Origin of the sequence: Saccharothrix coeruleofusca, assembly GCF_014648515.1 — a bacterium.
Classification (GTDB): domain Bacteria; phylum Actinomycetota; class Actinomycetes; order Mycobacteriales; family Pseudonocardiaceae; genus Actinosynnema; species Actinosynnema coeruleofuscum.
In genome coordinates, this window is the sequence record NZ_BMRG01000017.1 from 16,719 (window position 1) to 39,532 (window position 22,814).

Genomic DNA, 22,814 nt, shown 5'->3' on the forward strand with positions numbered 1-22,814 from the left:
TCGGCGGCCCCCTGGGGATGCTGTGCAGCCGCGCGCGCGTGGACGGCTACCGCGCGGCTTTAGACCGCGCGGGCATCCCGTTCGACCCGGAACTGGTGCGCCACGGCGACTTCCGGCACGAGGGCGGGTTCCGGCGCGCGGTGGAGCTGCTGAGCCTGCCCGACCGGCCGACCGCCGTGTTCGCGGGCAACGACGAGCAGGCGCTCGGCGTCATCGAGGCGGCCAGGGTCGCGGGCCTGGCCGTGCCGCAGGACCTGAGCGTGGTCGGTTTCGACGACCTGCCGGTGGCGGTGTGGTCCTCACCCGCGTTGACCACCGTCCGGCAGCCGCTCACCGAGATGGGCAGGCACGCGGGCCGGATGCTGGCCGACCTGATCGCGGGTCGCGCCGTGGAGACCGAGCGCGTGGAACTGGCCACCGAGCTCGTCGTCAGATCATCAACCAAGGAGCCACCGTGCACGTGAACACCTGGGCCGATCCCGGCAGGCCGACCGGCGAGCGGGTCGCCGCCCTGCTGGCCGAGCTGACGCTGGAGGAGAAGCTGGCCCAACTGGTGGGCGTGTGGGTGGGCATCACCGAGGACGAGGAGGCGGTCGCGCCCGCCCAGCACGAGTTCGCCGAGCCGCTGCCGCCGTGGGACGAGCTGACCAAGCCCGGCCTCGGGCAGCTGACCCGCGTGTTCGGCACGCAGCCGGTGGACCCGCTGACCGGCGCGAAGGTGCTGGCCGACACGCAGCGCAGGCTGGTGGCCAACAACCGGTTCGGCATCCCGGCGATGGCCCACGAGGAGTGCCTGGCGGGCTTCACCGCCTGGCAGGCGACGGTGTTCCCGGTTCCCCTGGCGTGGGGCGCCTCCTTCGACCCCGAGTCGGTTGAGCGGATGGCCGCCGAGGTGGGTCGCGCGATGCGGACCGTCGGTGTGCACCAGGGCCTGGCCCCCGTGCTCGACGTGACGCGCGACCCGCGCTGGGGCCGCACCGAGGAGACCATCGGCGAGGACCCGTACCTCGTCGGCCTCCTCGGTGCGGCCTACACCCGCGGCCTGGAGTCGTCCGGGATCGTGGCCACCCTCAAGCACTTCGCCGGCTACTCGGCCTCGCGCGGCGGGCGCAACCACGGCCCGGTGTCGATGGGGCCCAGGGAGTTCGCCGACGTGGTCCTGCCGCCGTTCGAGATGGCGCTGCGCGAGGGCGGCGCCCGGTCGGTCATGCACTCCTACGCCGAGGTGGACGGCGTGCCGCCCGCGTCGGACCCGAAGCTGCTGACCGAGCTGCTGCGCGAGCAGTGGGGCTTCCAGGGCGTCGTGGTCGCCGACTACTTCGGCGTGTCCTTCCTGGAGACCACCCACGGCATCGCGGGCTCACCGGGCGAGGCCGCCGCGCTGGCGCTGGCCGCGGGCGTGGACGTGGAGCTGCCCAGCGTGCGCTGCTACGGCGAGCCGCTGGCCGAGCTGGTGCGCTCCGGCGTGGTGGACGAGGCGCTGGTGGACCGCGCGGTGACCCGCGTGCTGCGGCAGAAGTGCGAGCTGGGCCTGCTCGACCCGGACTGGAGCCCCGACTCGCCCGCCGTGGTCGCGGGCGAACCGGTGGACCTGGACCCGCCGCACCTGCGCGAGCTGGCCCGCACCATGGCCGAGCGGTCGGTGGTGCTGCTGGACAACCGGGGCTCGGCGCTGCCGCTGGCGGGCAGCGGCAAGCTCGCCGTGGTCGGGCCGTGCGCGGACGACCTGCTGTCGATGATGGGCTGCTACTCCTTCCCCAACCACGTCGGCGTGCGCCACCCCGAGGTGCCGCTCGGGGTGGCGATGAAGACCCTGCTGGAGGCCGTGCGCGAGGAGTTCCCCGACGCGGAGGTGCTCTCCGCCAAGGGTTGCGAGGTCAGCGGCGACGACCGCGCGGGCTTCGACGAGGCGGTGGCCGCCGCCAACGACGCGGACGTGGTGCTGGCCGTGCTGGGCGACCTGGCCGGGCTGTTCGGCCGAGGCACCTCCGGCGAGGGCTGCGACGCCGAGGACCTGGAGCTGCCCGGCGTGCAGGGCCAGCTGCTGGAGGCGCTGCTGGCCACCGGCAAGCCGGTGGTGCTGGTGCTGCTGACCGGCCGTCCGTACGCCCTGGGGTCCTACGTGGACCGCACGGCCGCGGTGGTGCAGGCGTTCTTCCCCGGTGAGGAGGGCGCGGGCGCGGTCGCGGGCGTGCTCAGCGGGCGGGTCAACCCCTCGGGCAAGCTGCCGGTGCAGGTGCCCGCCACCTCGGGCGGGCAGCCGGTGACCTACCTGCGCCCGGCGCTGGCGGGCAAGACCGACATCAGCTCGGTCGACCCCACGCCGTGCTTCCCGTTCGGCCACGGCCTGTCCTACACCTCCTTCGAGCTGACCGACTTCGCGGTGGCCGACGAGCTGCCGGTCGACGGCGAGGTCGAGGTCAGCTGCGCGGTGCGCAACTCGGGCGCGCAGCGCGGCGCCGAGGTCGTCCAGCTCTACCTGCACGACCCGGTCGCCAGCGTGACGCGGCCGGTGCGCCAGCTCGCGGGCTTCGCCAGGGTCGAGCTGGACCCCGGCGAGGAGGCGCTGGTGTCCTTCCGGCTGCACGCCGACCGCACCTCCTTCACCGGGCGCGACGGCAGGCGCGTGGTCGAGCCGGGCGAGCTGCGCGTCCTGGTCGGCTGCTCCAGCGAGGACATCCGCTGGGAGCGCTCGGTCCAGCTCACCGGCGAGCCCAGGTTCGTCGGGCACGACCGGGTCCTGGTGACCCCGGTGACCACCGCACCCCGTGGAGGCGATCGGTGAAGGCACTGCCCCTGTTAGTGCCGCTGGCCCTGCTGGCCGCGGTGACGCCCGTCGTCACCGCGGCCGCGGAGCCGGCGGGGCCCTCGCGCGTCGAGGGCTACGTGGTCGACCGCCCCGGACCGGGGCGGTTCCCCCTGGTGGCCAAGGGCAAGGCCGCCACCCTGGTGGTCAGCCCGCAGGACCACGCGGGCGTCGTGCGCGTCGTCGGCGACCTGCGCGACGACGTCGAGCGGGTCACCGGTGTCAAACCCGCACTGGCGCACGACGTGCCGCGCGGCGACGCGGTGCTGATCGGCACCATCGGCAAGAGCCCGCTGATCGACGACCTGGTCCGGCGCGGCAAGCTCGACGTCTCCGGCGTGGCGGGCAAGTGGGAGACCTCCCTGCAGCAGGTCGTCGCCGACCCGCTGCCGGGCGTGCGGCGGGCGCTGGTCATCGCGGGCAGCGACCAGCGAGGCACGATCTACGGCGCCTACGACGTCTCCCGCGAGATCGGCGTGTCGCCGTGGCACTTCTGGGACGACGTGGTGCCGCGCCACCGCGACGAGCTGCACGTGCTGCCCGGCAGGCACAGCCAGGGCACGCCCGCGGTGAAGTACCGCGGCTTCTTCATCAACGACGAGAACCCGCAGCTGGGCCGCTGGGCCCCGAAGTTCTTCGGCCCCGGCAAGGCCCCCGGCTACCCCGGCGGGTTCAACGCCCAGTTCTACGCCGAGGTCTTCGAGACCATGCTGCGGCTCAAGGCCAACTACCTGTGGCCCGCGGTGTGGGGCCGGGCCTTCGCCGAGGACGACCCGCTCAACCACCGCACCGCCAAGGAGTACGGCGTGGTGATGGGCACCTCGCACGAGGCGCCCATGATGCGCGGCATCGAGGAGTGGAACCGGCACGCGCAGCCCGACGTGGGCGATCCCTACGGCGGCAACGGCAACTGGAGCTTCCGCCGCAACGCCGACGCCATCAAGCAGTACTGGGCCGACGGCATCAAGCGCATGCGGGAAGAGGACTTCGAGGGCGTGGTCACCCTCGGGATGCGCGGCAACGGCGACGTGAGCCTGCCCGACGGCGACGGCATCGAGCTGATGCAGGAGATCCTGGCCTCGCAGCGGGAGATCCTGGCCCGCGAGAGCGGCAAGCAGCTGACCGACATCCCGCAGGTGCAGACCCTCTACAAGGAGGTCCAGCGCTACTGGGACAAGGGACTGCGCCCGCCCGACGACGTCACCGTGGTGTTCTGCGACGACAACTGGGGCAACATGCGCAAGTTCCCCGACCGGTCGCTGGAACCCCGCTCCGGCGGGTACGGCCTGTACTACCACTTCGACTACGTGGGCGTGGGCCGCAACTACAAGTGGGTCGACACCAACCTGCTGCCCAACGTCTGGGACCAGCTCAACCAGTCCTACAGCTACGGCATCGACCGGCTGTGGGTGGTCAACGTCGGCGACCTGAAGAACAACGAGCTGCCGCTGCAGTTCTTCCTGGACTACGCCTGGAACCCGCAGCGCTGGCCGCTGGAGAAGCTGGGGGAGTGGGAGAAGCGCTACGCCGCGCAGAACTTCGGGGCGGCGAGCGCGGCGGGCATCGCCGAGGTGCTGCGCGAGTACGCCAAGCTCCAGTCCGACCGCAAGCCGGAGCTGCTCAACCGCCGCATCAGCGGTGAGGGCACCACGGTGGTCTACGACGACCAGGCCACCCCGTTCAGCCTGACCGACTACCGGGAGATCGACCGCGTCACCGAGCAGTGGCAGCGGCTGGCCGAGAAGTCCGAGCGGATCAAGCGGACCATCCCGCGCGCGCTGCAGGACGCCTACTACCAGCTGGTGCACTACCAGGTGAAGGCGTCGGCGAACCTGTACGCCCTGCGCCGCGCCGAGTTCACCAACCTGCTGTACGTGGCGCAGGGCCGCGCTTCGGCCAACGACCTCGCCGACGAGACCGACGCCAGGTTCGCCGAGGACCAGGCGATGTCGGACTACTACAACAACACCCTGGCGGGCGGGAAGTGGAAGGACTTCCAGACCCAGCCCAAGATCGGCTACGGCGACGTGGCCCGCTACGGCCCGAACGCGCCGTGGCAGCAGCCGGAGCTGAACAACGAGGCGCTGCCCGACGAGGTGTTCCCGGCGGTCAAGCGGATCGAGCTGCCCGCCGTGGCCGAGCTGGGCGTGGGGGTCGACGGCTCCGACCAGTGGTGGCCCCATGCCGGGTCCACGCCGGTGCTGCCGACGTTCAGCCCGCACCAGTCCCAGCCGGGGCAGTACGTCGACGTGTTCAACCGGGGGTCGGTGCCCTTCCAGTACCGAGCCGAGTCCGGCGCGCCGTGGCTGAAGGTCTCCCGCCCCAAGGGGACCGTGGACAAGCAGGTCCGCCTCGACGTCGAGGTGGACTGGCGCCGGGCGCCCAGGGGCGAGACCACCGTCCCGATCACCATCACCGGCGCGGGCCGCGAGGTCGTGGTCAACGCGATGGTGGACAACCGGCCCGTCAAGGCCAAGGGCTTCGTCGAGGCCAACGGGTACGTCTCGGTCGAGGCGTCGCACTACTCCCGCGCGGTCGGCGGCGACGGGGTGCGCTGGCAGGTCATCCCCGACCTGGGCCGGACCGGCGCGGGCGTGGAGCCGTTCCCGGTGACCGCGCCCAGCCGCGAGCCGAACGGGCCGCGCCTGGAGTACGAGATGACCCTGACCACCAGCGGCCCGGTGCGGGTGTGGGCGCACCTGTCGCCGCGCAACCCGGTGCTGTCCGGGCCGGGCCTGCGCTACGCGGTCTCGTTCGACGACCAGGCCCCGCAGGTCGTCGACATCATCGCCGCCACCGGGGCGGACGACACGTCCATGAACAACCAGTGGGCCCGCAACACCTCCGACAACGTCAACCGCACGGTGACCGAGCACGTGCTGACGAAGGCGGGCACGCACACGCTGAAGTTCTGGATGGTCGACCCGACCGTGGTGGTGCAGAAGCTGGTCGTGGACACAGGTGGCCTGAAGCAGAGCTACTTCGGGCCGCCGGAGAGCCGTCGAGTCCACTGACCGGGACGGTCGTGAGGGGGTCCTGGCGGTGGCCCCCTCACGGTCCGTTCCCCGATCCCGAGCACCTCTGCCGCGCGAGCCGCGCGTCAGAGGTGCTCGCGCAGGTGGCGCAGCTTGGTCTCGGCGTGCAGTTGCGGCACCACGTGGCCGGTGAACGGCAGCACCGCGATCTCCTTGGGCGCGGTGATCTCGTTGTAGGCGGCGTACACAGTGGACGGTGGGCACACCTCGTCCATCAACCCCACGCTGAGCAGGCTGCGCGCGGTGATCCGCCGGGCCAGCAGCGCCGCGTCGACGTACCGCAGGGTGTCCAGCGCGGCGGGCACGAGGTGGACGTTGTGCGCGAGGAAGGACGCGATCTCGGCGTAGGGGTCGGAGCCGGTCAGCGTGATGGCGCGCTGGAAGTCGCACAGGAAGGGCACGTCGGCGTGGCAGACCTTGACCCGGTCGCCGCCCAGCGCCGCGGCGGCCAGCGCCAGTCCGCCGCCCTGGCTGCCGCCGGAGACCGCCAGGCGCGCCGCGTCCACCCCCGGCAGCCCGGCGGCCACCTCGACGGCCAGCGCGGCGTCGGTCATCAGCCGCGTCACGTAGTAGGTCTCCGGCGCGGTGATCCCCCTGGTCATGAAGCCGGGGTGGGACGGACCGGCGGGCGCGGAGTCGGCGGTGGCACCGGGGGTCCACCGACCGCCCTGGCCGCGCGTGTCCATGACGAACACCGCGTAGCCCGCCGCGGGCAGCAGCGCGTGCTCGGTGGGCAGCCCGCGCCCGCCGCCGTAGCCGATGTAGGTCACCACGGTGGGCAGCGGCTCGTCGCCCGACCCCGGCGGGCGCAGGTACCACCCCTTGACGCGGTCGCCCAGCGCGCCGGAGAACTCCACGTCCCACACGCCCAGCGGTCCGTACACCTCGGGCAGGTGGGGTTCGAGGGCGGGCGGCGCGGCTGCCGCGCGGGCCTCGTCGAGCCGGGCGCGCCACCAGTCGTCGAGCCCCTCGGGCTCCTCGGTGGCGGTCCGGTACCGGACCAGTTCCGGCTCGGGCAGGTCGAACCAGGGCACGGCGCACCCCTTTCGAGTGATCATTAAGCGCTTAACCACCCTACTGGGCAGGTCTAGACTCGATGATCAGTACGCTGAGGAGGTGGGGGTGCCAGCCAAGCGTCCGACCATCTCGGACATCGCCAGGGCAGCGGGCGTGTCCACCGGCGCGGTCTCCTACGCGCTGAACAATCGCCCCGGCGTCTCCGAGCCCACCCGCCGCCGGATCATGGCCATCGCCGACCGGCTGGGCTGGGTGCCCAGCAGCGCCGCCCGCTCGCTGTCCGACGGCCGGGCCAACGCGATCGGGCTGGTGGTCGACCGGCCCGCGCGGGTGATCGGCGTCGAGCCGTACTTCATGCAGCTGATCTCGGGCATCCAGGGCGCGCTGGCGGGCGGGCCGACCTCGCTGCTGCTGCAGGTGACCGACAACGCCGCCGCCGAGCTGGCCGCCTACCGGCGCTGGTGGGGCGAGCGCCGGGTGGACGGCGTGCTGCTGGTCGACCTGGTGCAGGACGACCCGAGGGTGGAGCTGGTGCGCGAGCTGCGGCTGCCCGCCGTGGTGCTGGGCGAGCCGGTGGTGGACGACGTGCCCTGCGTGTGGACCGACGACGCGGTGGCCGTGGTGGAGGTGCTGGAGTACCTGGTGGCGCTGGGGCACCGCCGCATCGTGCGGGTCGCCGGGCCGACCAGGTTCGTGCACACGCAGACCCGCTCGCGCGCGTTCACCACCACCGCCGCGCGGCTGGGGCTGACCGGGGCGCGCGTGGTGCACGCCGACTACTCCGACGAGGCCGCCGCGCGGGTGACGCGCCGGGTGCTCACCGGCGGCGAGCCGCCCACCGCGCTGGTGTTCGACAACGACGTGATGGCGGTGTCGGCGCTGGGCGTGGCCCAGGAGCTGGGCCTGTCCGTGCCCGAGCAGCTGTCCCTGGTCGCCTGGGACGACTCGGCGCTGTGCAGGCTGGTCCGGCCCGCGCTGTCGGCGGTGCGCCGCCCGATCGCCGAGCGCGGCGCGGAGGCGGTCCGCCTGCTGCTGCGCGTCATCGACGGCGCGGCGGTCGAGCAGGTCCGGACCTCGGACCCGGAACTGGTGCCCCGCGCCAGCACCGGCCCGCTGCGCTGACCGCTCGCGCGGCAACCGCCGTCGAACGATCGTCGAACAATGCGGGGCCGTTGACACTTAAGCGGTTAATTGCTTTGGTGGGATCGCGCTGCCCTGCACTCGCCCGTCAACGACGACAACCACGCGAGGTCCCCATGCGCAAGCGATTCGCCCTGGTCGGCGCCGCCATCGCCGCCCTGGCCCTCTCCCTGGTGTCGGTGGTGCCCGCCTCGGCGGCCACCGGCTTCTCCATCAGCGGCGGCAGGCTGCTCGACGCCAACGGCAACGACTTCGTCATGCGCGGCGTCAACCACGCCCACACCTGGTACACCGGCCGGACCACCCAGGCGCTCAAGGACATCAAGGCGCTGGGCGCCAACACCGTCCGCGTCGTGCTCTCCAGCGGCGACCGGTGGACCCGCAACAACGCCGACGACGTCGCCGGCGTCATCGCCCAGTGCAAGGCAAACCGGCTGATCTGCGTGCTGGAGGTGCACGACACCACCGGCTACGGCGAGCAGAGCGGCGCGGTGAGCCTGGCCAAGGCGGTCGACTACTGGATCAGCGTGCGGAGCGCGCTGGCGGGCCAGGAGCGCTACGTGCTGCTCAACATCGGCAACGAGCCCTACGGCAACAACAACTACACCGCCTGGACCGCCGACACCCGCGACGCCATCACCCGGCTGCGCTCGGCGGGCTTCACCCACACGATCATGGTGGACGCGCCGAACTGGGGCCAGGACTGGGCTTTCACCATGCGCGACAACGCGGCGTCGGTGTTCGACGCCGACCCGCAGAGGAACACCATCTTCTCCATCCACATGTACGGCGTGTTCGACACCGCGACGGAGATCAACGACTACCTGAACCGCTTCGTCTCCGCAGGCCTGCCGATCCTGGTGGGCGAGTTCGGCCACGACCACTCCGACGGCAACCCCGACGAGGACGCCATCTTCGCCACCACCCAGCGGCTGGGACTGGGCTACCTGGCCTGGTCCTGGAGCGGCAACGGCGGCGGCGTGGAGTACCTGGACCTGGTCACCGACTTCGACGCCGCGCGGCTGACCTCCTGGGGACAGCGGGCGTTCAACGGCGCCAACGGCATCAAGGCGACCTCGCGCGAGGCCAGCGTCTACAGCGGCGGGACCGAGACGGCGGTCGCCTCCCACACCTTCGCCGTCCACGCGCGGGACGCCGCGGGCAACCGCTCGGCCCGCTCCGGGGCGGTGGCCGTGACCACACGGCCTGAGGGGCGGCCGTGATCAGGGCAACCGCGTCAGCGGTGCTGGTGGCGCTGGTCGGGCTCCTCGTGGTCGCCGCGCCCGCGCGGGCCGAGGCGCCGGTGCGGATCATGCCGCTGGGCGACTCGATCACCGGCTCCCCCGGCTGCTGGCGGGCGCGGCTGGACGTCGACCTGCGCGCGGCGGGGCACACGAACATCGACTTCGTGGGCACCCAACCCGCGCAGGGCTGCGGTGTCGCCTACGACGGCGAGCACGAGGGGCACGGCGGGGCGCTGGTCACCGCCGTGGCCGACCAGGACCAGCTGGTGCCCTGGCTGCGGGCGACCGACCCCGACGTGGTGCTGGTGCACTTCGGCACCAACGACGTGTGGAGCAACCGCTCGACGGTGACGATCCTGGCCGCCTACGGCAAGCTCGTCGACCAGATGCGCGCCCAGAAGCCGACCGTCAGGGTGATCGTCGCCAAGATCATCCCCATGGGCACGTCCCAGTGCGCCCCCTGCGGGCAGCGGGTGGTCGACCTCAACGCGGCCATCCCCGGCTGGGCGAGCGGCAAGTCCACCACCGCCTCGCCGATCACCGTCGTGGACCAGTGGACCGGGTTCGCCGCGGCCACCGACACCTACGACGGCGTGCACCCCAACGCCTCGGGGGAGCGGAAGATGGCCGACCGCTGGTTCCCCGCCGTCGTCTCGGCGCTCACCGGCGCCTGATCGCGTCCCGTGGTCGCGCCCCGGCGCGGCCACGGGGCCCGGTCACAGCGACCCGGTCACAGCGACTCGGGCCGCTTGTCCGAGATCTCCGGGTCGGGCCCCTCCACCTCGGCCACCAGGGGAGCCCCGTAACCGGGCAGAGCCCCGTCGGACTCCCATCCCCGGTAGGCGCCGCCCGCCGGGGGCTGGCCCCAAGGGGCGGCGGGCTCCCACTCGAATTCGCCCTCCGGCGGTAACTGCTCTTCGGGTCGTGGGTCCGACACGCTCGCTCCTCCGACATCGCCGCGGTGCTGGACTCCCGTCACGGGCTGGACCACACTACTGCGCCGGGCGACCGATCCGCCGTCGCTCACACGAAGGGATGAGATGCCGACCACGCTGGCGAGCCTGGTGATCTTCCTGGTGCTGCTCATGCCGGGATTCGCCTACCGGCTGCTGCGCGAGCGGTCCGCTTCCCACCGGAGCTTCTCGCCGTTCCGCGAGACGATCTCGCTGGCGTTCACCAGCGTGCTGGCCGACGCGGCGGCGCTGGCGGTGTTCGCCGCGCTCAGGGCGCTGTTCCCGAAGGCGACGCCGGACGTGGGGCGGCTGGTGCGCGACCCCGGCGGGTACTTCGGCGCGCACTACGCGACGCTGTTCGCCTGGGGAGCGGGATTGCTGGCGCTGGCCACGCTCCTCGCCGCGCTGGCCGCCGCGGAGTGGCCGCGCCGCCTCTACCTGAGCCGCTTCCGCCCCGACTGGAAGTCCACCACGTCGCAGAGCATCACCTACCTGTCGAACTGGTGGGCGTTGTTCACCCGCAATCCCGGAACGCGCAAGTACGTCGGGTGCGTGCTGGACGACGGCTCGTACGTGGCCGGGTGGCTGAAGTGGTTCAGCAACTCCGCCGACGACGGCCCGGACCGCGAGCTGTCCCTCACCGGCCCCATCTACTACCGCAAGCCGAACGCCGCGGAGGCGGTGGAACTGCGCGACGTGCACGCCGTGGCGGTCAGCGCCCGGAAGATCGTCCTGCTCACGGTGTCCTACCTGCGGGGCGATGACGCGTCACCCGCCGCAGAATTGCGTGATCGATCCGACGCCCGTGACGGATGATCGTGGCCATCGAAGACACGCGCAACGAGATGAGCGGCCGAGCGGGGACGGTGGTCCAGGCCCGGCGCATCCGGATCGGCGGCAGCGACGACCGCCGCGGCCTGTACGCGCTCCTGGTCGTCGCCCTGGTCCTCGTGCTGGTGATCCCGTTCGTCGTCTGGCGGATGACCGCCACGAACGACCCCGACACCCCGCTGGCCGTGGTGACCTCGGTGAGCCTGCCCGCCGACTGCGACACGGGCTGGGTGGTGCCCGAGCCGGGGGACGCCGTTCCGCGTTCCGAGCGCCCGGCCGGGGCCGTGCTCTCCAGCGGCGGTGAGGTGGCCGTCAACGTCCAGGGGCTGACGGGTCGGGCCGTCGTACTGCGGAAGATGGAGGTCGAGGTCGTGGACCGAGCCCCGGCCATGCGGGGGGCCTTCCTGCAGAGCGGCTGCGGCAGCGACATGACCCCACGTCACTACCGGCTCGAACTCTCCGCGGGCGCACCGGAACTGCTCCCCGGCAAGGAGACGCAGCCGTTCCCGTACAAGGTCGCGGAGGCGGACCCGGAGCAGTTCGTCATCACCCCCTTCGCCCGCGCCGAGCACGTGCGGTGGCGGCTGCACCTGCACTGGAGTTCGGGCGACGAGGAAGGCGACCTCGTGGTGGACGACAACGGCGAACCGTTCGGCACCACCGACACCACGGCCACGACGGGCCGGTTCTGCCTGGAAGAACCCGATCACCGGCAATGGGTGCCGGGGTGCTGAGAGGGCTGGCGCTGGCCGCCCTGCTGCTCGCGGCCTGCACGGCCGCCCCCGAGCCCGCGCCCCGACCGCCCCGGTGGACGAAGGTCGCCACCGACCTGCCCGAGGACGTGACCGTCACCCACGTCGCGGGCTGGGACGGCGGACTGGTCGCCGCCGCGGGCTTCGACCAGCCGGTGGCCTTCGCCTCCGACAACGGCGAGCGGTGGTGGCCCGCCGCGCCGGACGGCCTGACACAGGTGATCGGCGTGGCCGGGCATGGCGGGAACGGGTACCTGCTCGGACTGAGGGCGGGCGGCGCGGCGGTGTGGCGCACCGACGACGGCCGCCGATGGGAGTCGACCCCGCTGGAGGGCGCTTTCCCCGAGGACACCGCGCTGGCGGTGGCGGCGGGTCCGCGCGGCGTGGTCGTGGCGGGCTACGGCCCCTGGGACGCCACGTCGTCGAGCCGCCAGGACGTGCGGACCTGGCACTCGCGGGACGGTCGCGAGTTCGACCGCACGAGCGTGCTGGAGTTGGGCGAGCTGGACGGCCTCATGCCGCCGCAGCTGACAGCGACCTCGGACGGCTTCCTGCTCCAGGACGTGTGGGGACTGGACACGCCTTTTCTGCACGGTTCGCGCAACGGGTTGGACTGGCACGACCTCAGCCAGGGACTGCCCAAGGGGGCGCTCGTCGTCGCGGCCGGCGCGGGCGGGACCACCGTGGCGCTGACCCGCGAGGGCGACCCGGCCCTGGCCGTCGAGCTGGGGGCCTGGTACCGGCGCGCGGGGGAGAACTGGCGCAGCGGTTCCATCGACCTCGGCGAGCTGCCCGACGTCGGGGCGCTGCCCAGGAGCCAGCAGGAGGCGCGGGACGTCCGGCCGTGGGGCGATGGCTTCATCGCGGTCGGCAGCGCCATGGACGCCTACGCGGGCACCGGGGCGGTGTGGATCTCGGCGGACGGCGTGACGTGGCGCAAAGAACCCGTGCGCGACAACGGTTTCGACACCGCGTCGGAGTTCACCGCGATCGCCGCCACCGCTGGATCGGTGTTCTTGTTCGGGACGAGGCGGTCGGACGACGCGGGTGTGGTCCTGTGGCGCGCACCCGCCCCACCCGTCACACCGACCACCACCACGACACCGCACGGCCCGCCCACGCGGGTCGTGGACTTCGCTCTCACCGGACAGGAGCTCCACTCCACCGAGCAGGGGCGGTGCGCGGCCCCGTCCCGGATCACCGCCCGTGACGACGCCTGGAGCTGCCGCGTCATGGAATCCGACTTCGATCCTTGCTTCTCCTCGCCCGACGAACCGGGGCGGGCCTTCTGCCCCACCGGTCAGGACAACGGGCTGGCCGTCGAGCTGACCGCGCCGCTTCCCGCCCGCACCCCTGCGCCGCCCGACGCGCCGCGACGGCCGTGGCTGCTGGAGCTGGCCACGGGGGAGGTGTGCACCGCGACCACGCACGAGGGCTACCAGCCGGTCGACGGACTGGCGCTGTCGATGATCTGCGCCGACGGCGGTGCGGGCGGGTACGTGTGGGGCGAGGTCGACACCTCGGGTTCGACGTGGATCGCCCGCTTCTCCCACGATGAGCACGGGCCCGCGGAGCCCACCGCGGTCATCACCGCCTACAGGTAGCCTGGAAGGCGTGACCGAGCGCAAACCCGCTGGTGTGGGCTTCGAGACGTGGGTCGAGAGGCAGATCCGCGAGGCGCAGGAGCGCGGCGAGTTCGACGACCTGCCCGGCTCCGGCAAGCCGCTGAGCGGGCTGGGCGAGCCGCACGACGAGCTGTGGTGGATCAACGAGAAGGTGCGGCGGGAAGAGGGCACCGCGCTGCCCCCGACGCTGCTGCTGCGCAAGGAAGCCGCCGCCGCGCGGGAGGCGGCGGGCCGGGCGCGCACCGAAGAGGAGGTGCGGGCCATCATCGGGGCGATCAACGCCAGGATCGTGGACGCGATCCGCAAGCCGATGTCCGGGCCGCCGCTGAACCTGATGCCGTTCGACGTGGAGCACGTCGTGGCGCGGTGGCGGGAACGCTGAACGGGCCCCGGCACGGGTGCGCCGGGGCCCAGGGAGTCACGCGCCCTTCAGCGCGACCAGGAAACCGGTGAAGCTCTTCGCGCCGAAGCCCAGCACGGGCCCGTCGGGATTCTTCGAGTCCCGCACCAGCGTTCGGCTCACGCGGTGCGCCACCTCGACGCAATCACCGCCGTTGCCGCCGCTGTGGCTGGACTTCCGCCAGGTGGTGTCCGGGGCCATCGCCCGTACCTCCCATTCCGGTGAGTCACAGTTCACCTGCCACTGTAGCCAGCAGGGCACTGCTCTTCGCCGGTGAGAGCGCAGCTCCAACCGCCTGGCGGAACACCATCTCGTACTCGTTGACGTGCTTCGGGGCGTCGATGGAGGCCGCCGTGGTCAGGTTCTCCAGGTAGACGACGTTGCCCAGGTTGTCCGGGAAGCGCAGCAGGACGAACGGGAAGCCCGACGCCGCGTGCGCGCCCGCGCTGAACGGGATGATCTGCACGGTGACGTTCTGCATGGCGGCCAGCTTGCGCAGGTGCAGCAACTGGTCCCGCATCACGTCGGGGCCGCCGACCACCGTGCGGACGGCCGCCTCGTGCAGCACCGCGTGCAGGCGTTGGCTGCTCTCCCCGTCCGTCAGGCGCGACTGGCGCGCCTGACGGGCCTGCACGAGCCGGTCCAGCTCCTGCTCGTCGTGCAGCGGGTTGGCCTCCAGCAGCGCACGGGCGTAGTCGGGGGTTTGCAGCTGCCCCGGAATCAACTCGGAGTGGTAGCGCAGGACCTCGGCGGCGATCTGCTCCAGGTTGAAGAACTTGCGGAAGAAGTCCGGCAGCACCGAGCCGTAGGCGGTGCGCGGCGACCGCTTGCGCGCCTCCCGCGCCAGCTCCTCCAGGTGCTTGCGGGTCTGCTTGGTCGCGCCGAGGAACTCCAGCAGGTCCTTCAGCTCCGACGCCCGGACGCCGACGTCACCGGCCTCGATCCGGCGGATCTTGGCCACCGAGCACTCCAGGACCTCCGCCACGGCCTCCGGGGTCTTGCCCGCGTCCTCGCGCAAGGACGTGAGCGCCAGGCCCAACTGTCGCTTGTAGACCGTCGGGCTCGCGCCGTTACCGGACATGACCACCTCAACTTCCTTCGGGGATGGGAATTTCCGGCGCAAGTCTGCCGCACATCGCCGCTCGTGTACCTCACTCGATGGTGTACTTCTCAACCTGCATGTGCACCGTTACGTTGATCTTCGCCTGGCTCGGCCAGGGCTCGACGGAGTGGCTCGCGTCTCGCGGTTCCTCTTCCGCTCCGGTCGGGTGGGTGGTCCGGTCGCGTCGCGGCATCGGCCGGGCCGCCCCGCGCACGAGGGCATTGGGTTTTCCCAGGGCAGTGGGGAGCCTCCGGGGGGCGGAGGCGCAAGGTGGAGGACGAGTGATGACGCACTTCCGGGAATTCGTGACGGCGGAATACTCACGCGGACGGACGATCCGCGCTCTGGCGGCGATGACGGGCCGCTCCTACGGGACGGTGCGCAGCGCTCTGGTGTCGGAGGGGGTGGAGCTGCGCTCGCGCGGGGCGCGCGCGGCCAGGGTGAACCTGGGCGAGGGCGACGCGGGGGCGCGCCGCGAGGAGTTGTCGGTGCTGCTGCTGTCCTCGCGGCTGAACGCGGGGCTCACCGGGCGCGACGCCGGTGCGCGGGCGGGCATGAGCCAGTCGAAGCTGTCCAAACTGGAGACCGGCAGGCTCGTGCCCAAAGTGGACGACGTGGCCCGGCTGGCGGAGAACTACGCGGTGTCACCGGAGATCCGGGGCCGCATGGTGGAGCTGGCCTCGCTGGTGTCCCGCGACGCGCGCCACCGCCGCGCGGTCCTGCACCGGGGCGCGGCCCGCCAGCAGGTCCGGGTGGCGCGGGCCGAGCAGTCCGCGACGACGGTGCGCGTCCTCGGCGTCGGCGGTCTCCCGGAAGCCGTGCTGGACAAGCCGCCGCGCGGCAAGGAGTTCGTGGTGCTGATGCCGGAAGGGGTGGTTCGCTCGGCGCCGGACCTGGTGCAGCAGGTGTACCGGGTGAGCATGGCGGAGGGGATCGAGGTGGGCATCATCCCGTTCTTCTCGAAGGCGTCCATCCCGGACGCGGGCTACCGCGTGCTGGACGAGCGCATGGTCGTGGTGGAGCTGTTGGCGGGCAACGTGGTCATCACCGACCCCGAGGACGTGGCCGAGCACGTGGCCCAGTTCGAGCAGCTGCGCGAGCACGCCGTGTTCGGCGACCGGATGCGCTACCTCTTCCTCTGACCCACCGCGACCCGAGCGCTCGGGTCGGGGCTGTCAGCCGGGGGCCACGACCCGCTGGACGCTCTCGCGGAGCAGGGCTCGGCGGCGTTCGTGGGCTTCCGGCGGTTCCTGCTCGCTGGCGGCGTAGACGTTGCTGACCGGCGACCACGCCATGGACATCGCGATGACCATCGCCATCAGGTCGAACGGATCGCCGGACCGGACGGTTCCCGCGGCTTGCGCGTCGGCGATGGCGCGCAGTTTGGCGTCGTCGAGCCTGCTGGCGTCGTCGACGAGGTGACCGACCGGGCGCCTCTCCAGGCGGGCCCACGTGGCGAGCCGGATGAGGTCGGGGCGGCGCAGGTACTCGTCGTACAGTCGGACGGCCCAGTCCGCGAGGTCGGCCGCGTCGATCGGCACGACGGTCATGATCCGTTCCAGGGAACCGAAGAAGATCGCGTCGAACAGGCCCTCCTTGCTGCCGAAGTAGCCGTAGAGCTGGGCCTTGTTCGTGCGGGCCGCCGCCACGATCCGGTCGATGCGGGCCCCGGCGATGCCGTGCTCGGCGAACTCGCTGGTCGCCACGTCCAGGATGCGCTGCCGCGTGGCGACGCCGCGCGAGGTCAGGGGCTTCTGCACCATGCCGAGCACGATAACAACAGACCGGTCGGTTTGCCCCCGCTGCTCCCGGCGGCTAGCCTGGCCCCAATAGACAGAACAGTCTGTTTGTAGGGGAGGGTCATGAGGACCACTGTGGGCTGGCAGGCCGACCGCGGCGGAACCGCGCTGCGGCGGGTGTCGTTCGAACGGAGAGACCTGCGAGCCGATGACATCGCGGTGTGCGTGGACTACTGCGGCGTCTGCCACACCGATCTGCACTCCATCCACGCCTACCGCGACAACGGCGGCGCGCCGCTGGTGCCGGGTCACGAGTTCACCGGCGTGGTGACCGACATCGGCCGCGATGTCACGCGATTCGCCGTGGGCGACGCCGTCGCGGTCGGCAACATCGTCGACTCCTGCGGCGCGTGCGCCATGTGCCTGAAGGGGCAGGAGAACTTCTGCCACGAGTTCCCGACCCTGACCTACGGCGGTACCGACCGCCACGACGGAACCACCACACTGGGTGCCTATTCCCGCGAGTACGTGGTGCGCGACGGGTTCGCCCACCCGCTCCCCGCCGGGCTCGACCCGGCCGCCGCCGCTCCTCTGCTGTGCGCGGGCGTCACCGTCTGGGAACCGCTGCGGGCGCTCGGCGTCGGCCCCGGCAGCCGCGTCGCGGTGGTCGGGCTCGGCGGCCTCGGACACCTCGCGGTCAAGTTCGCCGTGGCGCTCGGGGCCGACACCACGGTCATCAGCCGGTCGGCGGACAAGGCCGAGGACGCCCGCCGCTTCGGCGCGGCGGACCTGGTCGTGTCGACCGACCAGGAGCGGATGGCCGCCGTGAAGGAGCGGTTCGACGTCGTCATCGACACCATCGCCGTCCCTCACGACCTCGCCCCCTACCTGAAGCTGGTCGCCCTGGACGGGACCCTCAGCCAGGTCGGCTATCTCGGTCCGGTCACCGTGGAGGGTCTCGACCTGCTGATCGGGCGCAAGAAGCTCAGCTCGGCGGGGAGCGGCGGCCGTCCCGAAACCGCCGCGATGCTGGAGTTCTGCGCCGAGCACGGCGTCACCGCGGACATTGAGCTGGTGCCGTCGGCGCGGGTGAACGAAGCTCTCGACCGCTTGGGGCGCAACGACGTCCGCTACCGCTTCGTGCTCGACATGGCCGACCTGGTGTAGACCGCTCCGAGCACCCGGCACCCCACCCCAGCGAGTCGGCAAGTACTACCAGCCCTCTCTCGGAGGGCCGGTAACCACTACCCGGCAACGTGGTCCCGAAGGTCGGGACGTCTGAACGCGCGGGGGCAGGGGACGCCGGCGGTGTCCAGCAGGGCGGTGGCGGCGCGCAGGCCCAGGCCGCCCAGCGGCTCGGCGCGGACGACGGAGTGGGCCGAGGCGCCGTCGAAGACGATGGTCAACTGGGCGGCCAGGGTGTCCGGGTCGGCCACGCCCGCCCGCTCCGCCTCGGCGCGGAAGAAGTCGGTCAAGTCCTGCTTGTGCCGCCGCGCCACGGTGCTGGCCGGGTGCGCGGTGTCCTTCAGCTCCGCGGCGACGGCCACCATGGGGCAGCCGTGATAGTCCGGCGAGCTGCTGATCTCCTCCTGCCGCCGGGACAAGGAGCCGATCCCGAGAGGAGGGCACGACGTCAGGTCACCGCGTGGGTTGCGCGGTGGAAACAGATCGGTTTCCACGGCGAGGAGCAGACTCATGACCACGATCGACGGAGCGATCGCGCTGGTCACCGGTGGCAACCGGGGCATGGGCCAAGCGCTGGTGCGGGCGCTGTACGAGCGCGGTGCGGCGAAGGTCTACGCCACCGCGCGACCCGCGCACGATCACCCGCCCCGACGCCGTGGCACTGCCCCTGGAGGTCACCGACCCGTCCTCGGTCGCCGAGCTGGCCCGAGTCGCGGACGACGTCACCATCCTGGTCAACAACGCGGGGGTGCCGCTGAAAACCTCGTACCTGCGATCGCCGCTGGAGCAGATCCGGCGCGAGTTCGACGTCGACTTCTTCGGGCCGCTGCGCACCACCCGCGCGTTCGCGCCGGTCATCGAGCGCAACGGCGGTGGCCGCATCCTCAACGTGCACTCGGTGCTGTCCTGGATCGCCATGTCCGGCGCGTACAGCGCGACGAAGTCCGCGCTGTGGTCGCAGAGCAACGCCCTGCGCTTGGAGCTCGAACCGCGCGGCATCACCGTGCCCGGCCTGCACGTCGGGTACGTCGACACCGACATGACCGCGGGGATCGACGAGCCGAAGGTCTCGGCCGACCAGGTCGCCGAGTCGGCGTTGGACGGCATCGAGGCCGACCGGTACGAGATCCTGGTTGACGACATGTCCCGCAGGGTCAAGGCGACGCTGTCCGGTGACCTCGTCGAGCTGTACCCGTCACTGGTGCAGTGAACCGCGTCGAACGTGACCGCTGGTGGCGGGACCGCTCGGTGGACAGGGCCGCTCGTGTACGGGCGCGCGTCCGTTCCGGTGTGGGGGGATGCGCAGCGCAGCGGACCGGGCACCCTCGGGGGAGGAGGTGCTGCCATGTCCGACGTGCCGGAGCGGGTGGGATTCGAAGACGTGGCGCGGATCGAGGAGGGAACCGCCGTGCTGCGCCAAGAGGACTACCGCGCGGGCGGCGGCGCGTGCCGCGACGCGGCGGTGGCCTCGGCGCAGTGGCACGACCGGCTGCTGGACGCGCGGGCCACCCACGCGGTGCGCGTCCGGCTGCTGGTGGCACTGGCGGACGCGCACAACCTGGCCGCGTGGACCTGCTTCGACACCGGGGTGAACCAGGCCGCGGGCAGGCACTGGGCACGGGCGCTGGAGCTGGCGACCGAGGCGGGCCACGACGACCTCGCCGCCAACATCCACTACCGGACCGGACGCCTGCACCTGCACCGCGGCGCGTGCGACGACGCGCTGCTGGAGTTCGATCGCGGCGCGGCCGTGGCGGTGTCGGCGCACTCCAAGGCGATCCTGCACGTGAACCAGGCGTGGGCGCACGCGGCGGTGGGCAACGTGCGACCCGCCTTGGAATGCCTGCGGCGGGCGCACGACCAGTTCGACCGCGCCTCGGAGGTGGCCGACTGGGCCAGGTTCTTCGACGGGACGGACCTGACGGCGATGACCGGCGTGGTCCACACCGAATTGGCCCGCACGGTCGACCGCGCGCACAGCGCCACCGCCATCCGGCTGCTCACCGCCGCGGCGGCGGGGTACGGGCCGAACATGGCGCGCAGCCGGGCGTTGAGCCTGATCGCGTTGACCACCAACCACTTGCTGGCGCACGACTTCGACGAGGCGGCGTCGGTGTGCGAGGAGGCGCTGGAGGCGTCGCGGGGAATCGGCTCCACCCGCTTGGCCGACCGGCTGGCGCCGGTGCGCGGCCTGGCCATGCAGCACCGGGAGAACGCGGACGCGGCGGGTGTGGCCGCACGGGTGGACGCCTTCGTCCGCGACTGACCACCCGCACCGGCAAGTACTACCCGTGGCCCGTCCCAGGGCGCACAACTACTACCCGCGTCCACATCGGGTAGTAGTTACCGGCCCTTCGGGGCGGGTCGGGTAGTACTTGCCGGTGGTGGGGGTGGGGCGGTGGTGCCGCGGTCGGTCAGGCGCGGGGGCAGCAGGGTCAGCGACCGCAGCGGTTCGCCGCGTTCCAGTTGCCGCACCAGCAGCTCCACCGCCCGCCGCCCCAGCTCGTCGGCGGGCACGCGCACCGACGTGACCGGGGGACCCACCCCGTCGGGCCGGATCGCCACCACCGACACGTCGCGCGGCACCCGCTTTCCCAGCGCCGCCAAGCCGTCCAGCACCGCCGCCAGCGCCGTTTCGTTGTGCACCACCAGCCCGGTGACCGCGGGCCCCAGCGCGGCGAGCGCGGCGCGCACGTCGGGCCCGGTGGCCAGCGTCGTCACCGACACCCCGCGCCGCATCGCCGCCGCGCTGACCCCGGCCACCGTGCGGTGCGCGAAAGCGGTTTCCCGCCGGTACACCGCCTCGGGCGAGCCGAGCAGGGCGACGTGCCGGTGCCCCAGGTCGGCCAGGTGGTCCAGGCACCGCGAGCCCGCCGCGGTGAAGTCCAGGTCCACGCAGGTCAACCCGGACGGGTCGGCCGGAAATCCGATGAGGACCGACGGACGCCGCAGCTCGCGCAGCGCGGTGACGCGCTCGTCGCGCATCCCCACGTCCATCACCACGACTCCGTCGGCCCGGTGCTGCTCCACCGCGGCGCGCAGGCCCCGCGCGCCGCGGTCCTCGGTCACCAGCAGCACGTCCAGCCCGTGCTCCCTGGCGGCGGCGGCGATCGAGCCCACGAACCGCATCACCACCCGCAACTCCACGCCCGCCCGCAGCGGCAGGGCCAGCGCCAGCACGCCGCTGCGCTGACTCCTGGTGGACGCGACGGCGCAGTACCCCAGCGCCCGCACGCTCGCCTCCACCCGCGCCCGCGTACCCGCGGAGATGGACCGCTTGCCGGACAAGGCGTACGACACCGTGCTGGGCGCCACGCCCGCGTGCGCGGCGACCTCGGCGATCGTGACCACGCGCCCTCCTGGTACCTCACTGTACGGAGTGCCTCGATCGCCGCAGGTTACGTCGAGTTCCCGCCACAGCGGAAGCCCCCCGCTGCCGCCGCCGTGGGATGGCCGCCCGCCTGAACGGTTCAGCCGCGCGCCGCGTCTGGTCGAATTCGACTCGAATTCGACGAAAGAGTTTCGAAAAAGGTCGAACGCAGGTCGAAACTGGTTGCGCTGTTGACGCGCGGAGGATGTCCTGGCAATACTTCGTTCGCACTTGTGCAAAAGGTTCACAAATATGAACGCCCGGCTCGGCAGGTGCTTCGACATGCGCTTATAGGGGTATGTCGGCTCCTTTCGCACTTGTTCGGTCCGGGCGACCGCCGATCCCGGAACGCCGCCACGATGAACCGCCGCCGGTCCATTGTCACTACGTTGTTCCCGGGAGGAACCCACCCATGTCCCTCACCTCAACCCGCGTGCACCGGCGCACCGGGCTCGTCGCCGCCCTGGTGCTGGCGGGCACCTCCGCCATCGCGCCCCCGGCGACCGCGGCGTCGTTCGCCCTCGAAGGCTGGGCGACGCAGGGCGGCGGCACGACCGGCGGCGGCAGCGCCGCGCCCGTCACGGTCAGCACCGCGTCCGCGTTCACCTCGGCGGTGCAGTCGTCGAGCGCGGCCGTGGTGCGCGTCTCGGGCACGATCGCGCTGTCGAGCATGACCAAGGTCGCGTCGAACAAGACGATCATCGGCGACGCCGGTGCCACCATCACCGGCCAGGGCCTGAACATCGCCAACGCCTCGAACGTGATCGTCCGCAACCTCAACTTCCGCGACTGGGGCGACGACGCGATCAACGTCCAGTACTCCACGCGGGTGTGGATCGACCACAACACCTTCTCCAGCGGCAGCGACGGCGCGGTGGACATCAAGCGCGCCTCGGACTACGTGACCGTCTCGTGGAACAAGTTCACCGACCACAACAAGACCATGCTGCTGGGCCACGACGACGACAACGGCTCCGAGGACCGGGGCAAGCTGCGGGTCAGCTACCACCACAACTGGTTCGACGGCACGCGGCAGCGGCACCCCAGGGTGCGCTTCGGCAACCCCGTGCACGTCTACAACAACTACTACGGCGGCGTCACCGATTACGGCGTGGCCTCCACCCTCGAAGCGGGTGTCCTGGTCGAGGGCAATTACTTCGAGAACACCGAAGACCCGTTCCACCGCGGCGAGGGCGACTCGCCCGCCGCGAACCTGGTCGCGCGCAACAACCACTTCGTCAACTCCGGTTCGGGCGACCAGGGCGGCTCGGTGAAGTCGATTCCCTACTCCTACGCGCTGGACCCGGCGAGCTCGGTGAAATCCGTGGTCACCAGCGGCGCGGGCACCGGCAGGATTTAACCGGGTGGTCAGGAGCCGCGGTGTTGCTATCGTGGCGTTCGTGCAGCGCGTTGACCTGACTACGACGCCGGAGACGGTCCCGGCGCGCTGACAGTTGCTGCAGTCGAAGCTCCGGGGCGAGTGCCCCGGAGCTTCTTCACGTGGTCGCTCGTCCCCGCACTCGCGAGGAGACCACCGTGCACGACCATCCAGGGCACGACCATCCAGGGCACGACCATCCAGGGCACGACCATCCAGGGCACGACCATCCAGGGC

At 72.0% G+C, this 22,814-nt stretch carries 22 protein-coding genes; 15 read left to right on the plus strand and 7 right to left on the minus strand.

All coding sequences use genetic code 11. The features are described from left to right. The 3 genes from IEZ00_RS37295 to IEZ00_RS29115 form a co-directional block, all read left to right on the plus strand. Positions 1-464: substrate-binding domain-containing protein (locus IEZ00_RS37295; protein ID WP_229796192.1), on the plus strand; the 464-nt coding region annotated here is incomplete at its 5' end. Further along, complete coding sequence (locus IEZ00_RS29110) at positions 455-2,785, plus strand: beta-xylosidase/alpha-l-arabinosidase (protein ID WP_189226561.1); 2,331 nt, start codon at positions 455-457, stop codon at positions 2,783-2,785. The genes IEZ00_RS37295 and IEZ00_RS29110, both read left to right, overlap by 10 nt. Next, a complete protein-coding gene (locus tag IEZ00_RS29115) occupies positions 2,782-5,820 on the plus strand; it encodes a glycosyl hydrolase 115 family protein (protein ID WP_189226562.1) in 3,039 nt (1,012 codons plus the stop codon). Before IEZ00_RS29110 ends, IEZ00_RS29115 begins: the two co-directional genes overlap by 4 nt. Positions 5,821-5,906: 86 nt before the next feature. On the opposite strand, the gene IEZ00_RS29120 is transcribed toward IEZ00_RS29115, so the two are convergent. After that, positions 5,907-6,875, minus strand: coding sequence for an acetylxylan esterase (locus tag IEZ00_RS29120; RefSeq protein WP_189226563.1), 969 nt, complete (start codon positions 6,873-6,875; stop codon positions 5,907-5,909). Between the two features lie 88 nt (positions 6,876-6,963). Here IEZ00_RS29120 and IEZ00_RS29125 point away from each other — a divergent pair, with 88 nt between their 5' ends. The 3 genes from IEZ00_RS29125 (at position 6,964) to IEZ00_RS29135 (ending at position 9,916) form a co-directional block, all read left to right on the plus strand. Next, on the plus strand, positions 6,964-7,980 hold the full coding sequence (locus tag IEZ00_RS29125) for a LacI family DNA-binding transcriptional regulator (protein ID WP_189226564.1): 1,017 nt from the start codon (positions 6,964-6,966) through the stop codon (positions 7,978-7,980). A 134-nt stretch (positions 7,981-8,114) separates the two neighbouring features. Continuing rightward, positions 8,115-9,221, plus strand: coding sequence for a glycoside hydrolase family 5 protein (locus IEZ00_RS29130; protein WP_189226565.1), 1,107 nt, complete (start codon positions 8,115-8,117; stop codon positions 9,219-9,221). Then, a complete protein-coding gene (locus IEZ00_RS29135; RefSeq protein ID WP_229796193.1) occupies positions 9,218-9,916 on the plus strand; it encodes an SGNH/GDSL hydrolase family protein in 699 nt (232 codons plus the stop codon). Before IEZ00_RS29130 ends, IEZ00_RS29135 begins: the two co-directional genes overlap by 4 nt. Positions 9,917-9,972: 56 nt before the next feature. Here IEZ00_RS29135 and IEZ00_RS29140 read toward each other — a convergent pair whose 3' ends face one another. Further along, the gene (locus IEZ00_RS29140; RefSeq protein ID WP_189226566.1) at positions 9,973-10,179 is read right to left on the minus strand and encodes a hypothetical protein; all 207 of its coding nucleotides are present in this window, start codon (positions 10,177-10,179) and stop codon (positions 9,973-9,975) included. Positions 10,180-10,282: 103 nt separating this feature from the next. Here IEZ00_RS29140 and IEZ00_RS29145 point away from each other — a divergent pair, with 103 nt between their 5' ends. From IEZ00_RS29145 to IEZ00_RS29160, 4 genes are read left to right on the plus strand one after another with little or no spacing between them, the layout of a single operon-like run. Continuing rightward, entirely contained in the window at positions 10,283-11,011 is a 729-nt protein-coding gene (locus IEZ00_RS29145) for a DUF6338 family protein (RefSeq protein WP_189226567.1), read from the plus strand. A gap of 2 nt (positions 11,012-11,013) precedes the next feature. Then, positions 11,014-11,760: a hypothetical protein gene (locus IEZ00_RS29150; RefSeq protein ID WP_189226568.1), complete on the plus strand. Its 747-nt coding sequence runs from the start codon at positions 11,014-11,016 to the stop codon at positions 11,758-11,760. Next, on the plus strand, positions 11,754-13,382 hold the full coding sequence (locus tag IEZ00_RS29155; RefSeq protein ID WP_189226569.1) for a hypothetical protein: 1,629 nt from the start codon (positions 11,754-11,756) through the stop codon (positions 13,380-13,382). Before IEZ00_RS29150 ends, IEZ00_RS29155 begins: the two co-directional genes overlap by 7 nt. A gap of 10 nt (positions 13,383-13,392) precedes the next feature. Next, positions 13,393-13,785, plus strand: coding sequence for a DnaJ family domain-containing protein (locus IEZ00_RS29160; protein ID WP_189226570.1), 393 nt, complete (start codon positions 13,393-13,395; stop codon positions 13,783-13,785). A gap of 36 nt (positions 13,786-13,821) precedes the next feature. On the opposite strand, the gene IEZ00_RS29165 is transcribed toward IEZ00_RS29160, so the two are convergent. Together IEZ00_RS29165 and IEZ00_RS29170 are read right to left on the minus strand one after the other, a co-directional pair. Continuing rightward, positions 13,822-14,004: a DUF397 domain-containing protein gene (locus IEZ00_RS29165; protein ID WP_189226571.1), complete on the minus strand. Its 183-nt coding sequence runs from the start codon at positions 14,002-14,004 to the stop codon at positions 13,822-13,824. 25 nt (positions 14,005-14,029) lie between these two features. Further along, positions 14,030-14,884, minus strand: coding sequence for a helix-turn-helix domain-containing protein (locus IEZ00_RS29170; protein ID WP_189226572.1), 855 nt, complete (start codon positions 14,882-14,884; stop codon positions 14,030-14,032). A gap of 305 nt (positions 14,885-15,189) precedes the next feature. Between IEZ00_RS29170 and IEZ00_RS29175 the strand changes: the two genes are divergently transcribed. Continuing rightward, positions 15,190-16,047 (plus strand): helix-turn-helix domain-containing protein, encoded by an 858-nt coding sequence (locus tag IEZ00_RS29175; protein WP_189226573.1) that lies wholly within the window; start codon positions 15,190-15,192, stop codon positions 16,045-16,047. 33 nt (positions 16,048-16,080) lie between these two features. Here IEZ00_RS29175 and IEZ00_RS29180 read toward each other — a convergent pair whose 3' ends face one another. Then, on the minus strand, positions 16,081-16,668 hold the full coding sequence (locus IEZ00_RS29180; RefSeq protein ID WP_189226574.1) for a TetR/AcrR family transcriptional regulator: 588 nt from the start codon (positions 16,666-16,668) through the stop codon (positions 16,081-16,083). A 99-nt stretch (positions 16,669-16,767) separates the two neighbouring features. On the opposite strand from IEZ00_RS29180, the gene IEZ00_RS29185 reads away from it, so the two are divergent. Continuing rightward, the gene (locus IEZ00_RS29185) at positions 16,768-17,811 is read left to right on the plus strand and encodes an NAD(P)-dependent alcohol dehydrogenase (RefSeq protein WP_189226575.1); all 1,044 of its coding nucleotides are present in this window, start codon (positions 16,768-16,770) and stop codon (positions 17,809-17,811) included. A 77-nt stretch (positions 17,812-17,888) separates the two neighbouring features. Here IEZ00_RS29185 and IEZ00_RS29190 read toward each other — a convergent pair whose 3' ends face one another. Further along, on the minus strand, positions 17,889-18,248 hold the full coding sequence (locus IEZ00_RS29190) for a hypothetical protein (RefSeq protein ID WP_189226576.1): 360 nt from the start codon (positions 18,246-18,248) through the stop codon (positions 17,889-17,891). 179 nt (positions 18,249-18,427) lie between these two features. On the opposite strand from IEZ00_RS29190, the gene IEZ00_RS29195 reads away from it, so the two are divergent. Together IEZ00_RS29195 and IEZ00_RS29200 are read left to right on the plus strand one after the other, a co-directional pair. After that, complete coding sequence (locus IEZ00_RS29195; protein ID WP_306344706.1) at positions 18,428-19,039, plus strand: SDR family oxidoreductase; 612 nt, start codon at positions 18,428-18,430, stop codon at positions 19,037-19,039. A gap of 135 nt (positions 19,040-19,174) precedes the next feature. After that, the gene (locus tag IEZ00_RS29200) at positions 19,175-20,095 is read left to right on the plus strand and encodes an NsdA family TPR-like regulatory protein (RefSeq protein WP_229796194.1); all 921 of its coding nucleotides are present in this window, start codon (positions 19,175-19,177) and stop codon (positions 20,093-20,095) included. Between the two features lie 77 nt (positions 20,096-20,172). Here IEZ00_RS29200 and IEZ00_RS29205 read toward each other — a convergent pair whose 3' ends face one another. Then, a complete protein-coding gene (locus tag IEZ00_RS29205) occupies positions 20,173-21,180 on the minus strand; it encodes a LacI family DNA-binding transcriptional regulator (RefSeq protein WP_189226577.1) in 1,008 nt (335 codons plus the stop codon). Between the two features lie 431 nt (positions 21,181-21,611). Between IEZ00_RS29205 and IEZ00_RS29210 the strand changes: the two genes are divergently transcribed. Then, on the plus strand, positions 21,612-22,559 hold the full coding sequence (locus IEZ00_RS29210) for a pectate lyase family protein (RefSeq protein ID WP_189226578.1): 948 nt from the start codon (positions 21,612-21,614) through the stop codon (positions 22,557-22,559). Positions 22,560-22,814: the final 255 nt, after the last annotated feature.

What these genes read in the sequence shown, in the direction of transcription:
- IEZ00_RS29180 (WP_189226574.1), bottom strand. Translation starts at nt 16,668, where the DNA reads ATGGTGCAGAAGCCCCTGACCTCGCGCGGCGTCGCCACGCGGCAGCGC.
- IEZ00_RS29210 (WP_189226578.1), top strand. Translation starts at nt 21,612, where the DNA reads ATGTCCCTCACCTCAACCCGCGTGCACCGGCGCACCGGGCTCGTCGCC.
- IEZ00_RS29145 (WP_189226567.1), top strand. Translation starts at nt 10,283, where the DNA reads ATGCCGACCACGCTGGCGAGCCTGGTGATCTTCCTGGTGCTGCTCATG.
- IEZ00_RS29170 (WP_189226572.1), bottom strand. Translation starts at nt 14,884, where the DNA reads ATGTCCGGTAACGGCGCGAGCCCGACGGTCTACAAGCGACAGTTGGGC.
- IEZ00_RS29165 (WP_189226571.1), bottom strand. Translation starts at nt 14,004, where the DNA reads ATGGCCCCGGACACCACCTGGCGGAAGTCCAGCCACAGCGGCGGCAAC.
- IEZ00_RS29175 (WP_189226573.1), top strand. Translation starts at nt 15,190, where the DNA reads ATGACGCACTTCCGGGAATTCGTGACGGCGGAATACTCACGCGGACGG.
- IEZ00_RS29130 (WP_189226565.1), top strand. Translation starts at nt 8,115, where the DNA reads ATGCGCAAGCGATTCGCCCTGGTCGGCGCCGCCATCGCCGCCCTGGCC.
- IEZ00_RS29200 (WP_229796194.1), top strand. Translation starts at nt 19,175, where the DNA reads ATGTCCGACGTGCCGGAGCGGGTGGGATTCGAAGACGTGGCGCGGATC.
- IEZ00_RS29185 (WP_189226575.1), top strand. Translation starts at nt 16,768, where the DNA reads ATGAGGACCACTGTGGGCTGGCAGGCCGACCGCGGCGGAACCGCGCTG.